The organism is Candidatus Krumholzibacteriia bacterium, assembly GCA_035268685.1.
Lineage (GTDB): Bacteria > Krumholzibacteriota > Krumholzibacteriia > JAJRXK01 > JAJRXK01 > JAJRXK01.
Map to the genome: position 1 here is coordinate 1 of DATFKK010000070.1, position 3,725 is coordinate 3,725.

General features: G+C 68.9%; 3 protein-coding genes. 2 read left to right on the forward strand and 1 reads right to left on the reverse strand.

The features are described 5' to 3' along the window. Together VKA86_06900 and VKA86_06905 are read left to right on the forward strand one after the other, a co-directional pair. Window positions 1–1,265 (forward strand): FlgD immunoglobulin-like domain containing protein (locus tag VKA86_06900; protein ID HKK70927.1); only part of this gene is annotated, 1,265 nt, incomplete at its 5' end. A 194-nt stretch (window positions 1,266–1,459) separates the two neighbouring features. Next, a complete protein-coding gene (locus tag VKA86_06905; protein HKK70928.1) occupies window positions 1,460–2,599 on the forward strand; it encodes a carbohydrate porin in 1,140 nt (379 codons plus the stop codon). Window positions 2,600–2,668: 69 nt separating this feature from the next. Here the strand turns inward: VKA86_06905 and VKA86_06910 are convergent. Then, on the reverse strand, window positions 2,669–3,725 hold a 1,057-nt coding region (locus tag VKA86_06910; protein HKK70929.1), incomplete at its 5' end, for a FlgD immunoglobulin-like domain containing protein.

Below are 3,725 nucleotides of genomic sequence, written 5' to 3' on the forward strand. Positions count from 1 at the left end.
CTTGCCGGACCGCGCTGAACGCCGAGGTCGGTTACGGCAATTGCAGCGACTCCGGCCGCGACGGACTGTGGTTGCTCCCGGTCGACGAGCCCTACCAACAACCCCACGTGATCAGCATGACGCCCTTCAACGGGCTGTGGAGCTACCGCCCCGGCGTCGACACCGAACAACGCGAATACCTGTGCGTGCTCCCCGAGATCCAGACCGGTCTGGCGGCGGGAACCGACGGCGACATCTGGGTCGCCGGCACGCCGACGTTCCGTTTCGATCCCGGTAGCCTCGACCTCGAGTTCGTGGACGGTGGGATCCTGGCCGACAGTCTGGGCATGTTCACGGCCGAGGACGTGACGGTCGATCCGAACAGTGGGGTGGTGTACTTCTCGGGATTCCGGGCCGAGCCCGGCCCCGTTCGCTACCCGCGGATCGGCTCCTACGATCCGGCCACCGGCGGGACAGCGATTCTTCTCGACGAGACCGAACCACGCACGCACTTCGAGGTGCGGGGCATGGATGTCCTGCCCGACGGCCGGCTGGTCGCGATCACGGCCGCCGGACTCCTGGTGATCGATCCCGTGGCGCCTTCCACACCGACGATCTGGACCGATCCGTCGTGGAACAGCGGCGTCGGCCCGCTCGCGGTGGCGGCGCGCGACGACGGTCTGGTCTACGTGGGCGAGATCACGCCGGCAGCCACCGACCCGAAGGCGATCCGTGTCTTCGATCCCGACGCGGGTCAGGTCACCCCGTACGTGGCCGACCTGACCGATGCCTTCCCGCTGGGCGTGGTGATCTTCGACTTCGACGTCGACGCGAATGGCCGATCCTGGGCCGCGACCGGCTCCCCGGTGCTGATCGAGGGGGACCCGAACGCGGGGGTCCTCGATCTGGCCAACGGCAGCCTGGCCTCGGACCAGGCGCTGATCTGGTTGCCGGGCAGCACGGCGACCGCCGTCGACGACGACACGATACCCGGCGTAGCGCGCCCGCAGACCTTCGCCCTGCGCACGCCGACGCCCAACCCCTTCAACCCGCGCACGACGATCGCCTTCGAGCTGCCGCGCACCGCGCAGGTTTCGATCGACCTCTACGACGCCCGTGGCCGGCTCGTGCGCACCCTGGTCGACGGCGAGCGCGCCGCCGGGGACCACCGCGTGATCTGGGACGGGACCGATGACCAGGGCCACGGTGTGTCGTCGGGTGTGTACTACGTGCGCATGCTCGGCGGCGGAAAGCGCTTCGTGCAGAAGGCGGTCCTGCTGCGCTGAGCGCCTGTCCTGGGGCCGGGCTCCCTCGAATCGGCCCGGCCCCATGATGCACCATCACCAGTAAAGCGTGTCCTCGACCTCGAATTCCGTGATCTCGGGCCGGGGACCGGCCGCTTCGATTCAGTCCGCACGCGGACCGGACGATGGGTCCATTCACGTTCCCGGACTCGTCCACCGATCGAAAGGCTGCGGTCATGGTCGCCACCCTTCGTCTCTTTGCCGCCGTCGCGATCGTCCTGGCGGCGAGCCCCGCGTCGAGCCAGCGCACCGCCGAGATGATCGCCCCCGATCTCGCGGCCCACGGGATCACCGTGGAGGGATCCTACGTTTGGGATCTCGCCGGACCGGCCTCCGGCGCCGAGTCCGCGCTCTGGTTCGGGCAGGGTCTGTTCGACCTGATCCTGGGCTACGAGCGGGCGTCCGCGTTCGGTACTTTCGGCGCCGTTCTCGACCTGCAGGCGCACCACGGGGCTGACCCCAGCCTGCTGGCCGGTGATCTCCAGGCGTTCGACAATCAGGGAGCCGAAGGCTTCGAGCGCATCGCGGAGTTCTTCGTCGAGCTCTCGACGCGCGCCGAACGCCTGCGCGTGAAGGCGGGCAAGATGGACGCGAACGGCGAGTTCGCCGCACCGGACAACGCGGGCGATTTCGTGAACAGCTCCATGGGCTTCAGTCCCACGATCGCGGGCATGTCGAGCTACCCCGACAACGGCTTCGGCGCGGTCGTGGCCGTCGAAGGTCCGTCGGCGCTCTCGCTGCGCGCCGGCGTGTTCGATGCCGGGGAGCGGTCCAATCCCGATGGGCTGGAGATGTCGTTCGAAGACGTCACCTTCATGGTCGAGGCGAACCGCAGCTGGGAGGCCCGCGGTGGCGGGCGTCTGGGTCTGGGGTGGTGGCAGCTCACCGCGGATGGCGTCGACGCCGACGGCAACGCCTTCGACGCGATCGACGGCGTCTACCTGACCTTCGACCAGACGCTCTGGATGCCCGACGGCGACACCCGTGGCCGTGGGCTGTCGGTCTTCGGTCAGTGGGCCCACACGCCCGACGGCGTCGTCGAGATCGACGACCACGCCGGGGCCGGTCTGCTGTGGACCGGTCCGTGGACCGCGCGTTCCGCCGATGCGGTGGGCCTCGGCTGGACGCGCGCGGGGGTCGATCCGCGCTACGGTTTCACGGCCTCGGCCGAAGCGGCCTACGAGGTCTTCTACCGGGCGCAGGTCACGTCGCAGATCGCCGTGCAGCCGGACCTGCAGTTCGTGACCGACCCGGGCGGCGATGCCGAGGCCGACGCGGTCGTGGCCACCACGCTCCGCGTGATCGCAACCTTCTGACCGCATACGACGACGGAGGCCGGACCCACCCGGGCCCGGCCTCCGCACGGATCCGACACCCGGTCGGAATCACTGCACCAGCGTCACCCGCTTCGACGCCACGTAGTCGTTGGCCTGCAAGCGAACGAAGTACACGCCGGCGGCCAGGGCCCGCCCCCCGTCGTCGCGGCCGTCCCAGTGCATGGTGTAGCGGCCGGCCGGACGCATCTCGTCCTCGAGCTGACGCACCCGGCGACCGCGCGCGTCGTACACGGCCAGGTCAACGCGTCCGGGAACGGCCAGGCCGAACTCGAAGCTCGTGCGTCCGCCGAAGGGATTCGGCGCCATGCGGCCGAGCGAGTACTGGAACCCACCGTTCGCGGGCGGGTCGACCGAGGTCGAGATCTGCACGTCGACGGTCGCCTCGGCCATCAGGGCCGGAGCCCCACGACCGTTGGCGTCCCACAGCGCGTACAGGTCGTCGCCGGCCGTGTTCGTGGTGTTCTCGTCGCGCAGGAACAGGATGTATTCCTTGCTCACGGCCTGGTAGTACACGCGCACGGTGGCGGTGGCGGTGCCGGCCGGCAGCACGTAGTGGGTGTCGTCCCAGTACTGGCCGTCGGCGTAGGTCGCGGCCACGGGCGGCATCTGCAGGTCCTGGAAGGCCTGGTTGGTGAAGCCGCGTGGCGGTATGCGGTTGTCCTTGTACGTCGAGTCGTTCAGCACGAAGTGGAACGACGGGCCGGCGGGCAGGTTCAGCGCCTCACCGAGCGCCGGACTGAACCCGGGCTTGATCTCGTAGATCTTGATCTGGTCGTCGTAGGTCAGATCACCCGAGGTGAAGTCGAAGGCGCCCGACGTGAACACCACGTCGCCGTCGGTGTTGCGTCCTTCGACCTGGATGAAGATCCGGCGGCCCTCGGGATAGCCCGTGGGCAGCTTGTGTCCGGTGTCGTTGGTGATGCGCACGTCGACGCCGTCGTCGGCCGCGGTCACGTCGAGCTGGATCGCCTTCTCCAGGGTCTCCTGTGCCCGGATCTTCGAAGCCTCGAGCTGGGCCACGTCGACCTCGTCCGGATACGCGTCGGCGATCATGTCCTGCACGAAGGTGTTGCCCCCGGTCATGTCGTGCAGCGGAAGATCCGTG

Bases quoted from the DNA above. Each gene is read 5' to 3' on its own strand.
- VKA86_06905 (HKK70928.1), top strand. From the start codon at position 1,460: ATGGTCGCCACCCTTCGTCTCTTTGCCGCCGTCGCGATCGTCCTGGCG.